The organism is Massilia sp. CT11-108 (assembly GCF_047302915.1).
GTDB lineage: Bacteria > Pseudomonadota > Gammaproteobacteria > Burkholderiales > Burkholderiaceae_D > Telluria > Telluria orientalis.
In genome coordinates this window covers 1-678 of the sequence record NZ_JBKYMO010001121.1, presented here as the reverse complement: position 1 = coordinate 678, position 678 = coordinate 1, and the positions used below count along the sequence as shown (strand labels likewise).

General features: G+C 73.0%; 1 protein-coding gene. It reads right to left on the bottom strand.

Annotation, left to right across the window (positions count from 1 at the left end; all coding sequences use genetic code 11):
* A partial coding sequence (locus ACEN88_RS33515; protein WP_413346653.1) for an FAD-dependent monooxygenase occupies positions 1–678 on the bottom strand: 678 nt, incomplete at both ends.

The following is a 678-nucleotide window of genomic DNA, read 5'->3' as shown; positions in this document are numbered from 1 at the left end:
GCGCAAACGCCAGGGGCGAATCGGGGTACGCCAGGTCGAGCTGCCGCGTTTCGCGCCCGCGGCGCATTTCCCCGCCGCGGCGCGCGGCGTCCAGCAGCGCCGTGGACAGCTGCAGCATCGCGGCGGCGAGGGGGCGGCGCTCCGCCTCGTACGTATCCAGCAGATCGTCCGGCGCGCCCGCGAGCACGGCCGCCAGCTTCCAGCCGAGGTTGTATGCATCCTGCACGCTGGTGTTCAATCCCTGCCCGCCCGTGGGCGGATGCGTGTGGGCGGCGTCGCCGGCAAGGAAGACGCGTCCCACGCGATAGCGGTCGGCCAGGCGCGCGTTCATCGTGTACGCCGAGGCCCAGGACACGCTGGCCACGTGCACGTCGTCGCGGCCGGTCCGGTCCCTGACCAACGCATCGAGAGCCTGCGCCGACAGGTCGACGTCGCCCTCCGGCGGAACCGGTGCCTGGACCTGGAACAGGTCCGTTCCCGCGAGCGGACACACCTCGAGCCGGCGCGCCATGTCGTCCCCGTTGAAGCGATGCCAGGCGTCGCGCGCAAGTCCGGTCAAGGCGACGTCCGCCACCAGCGCCCGCACGCCCAGCGTCTTGCCGGGGAAGCCGATGCCGAGCAGATGGCGTACCGTGCTGCGCCCGCCGTCCGTGCCGACGACGTAGCGCGCGCGCAGGC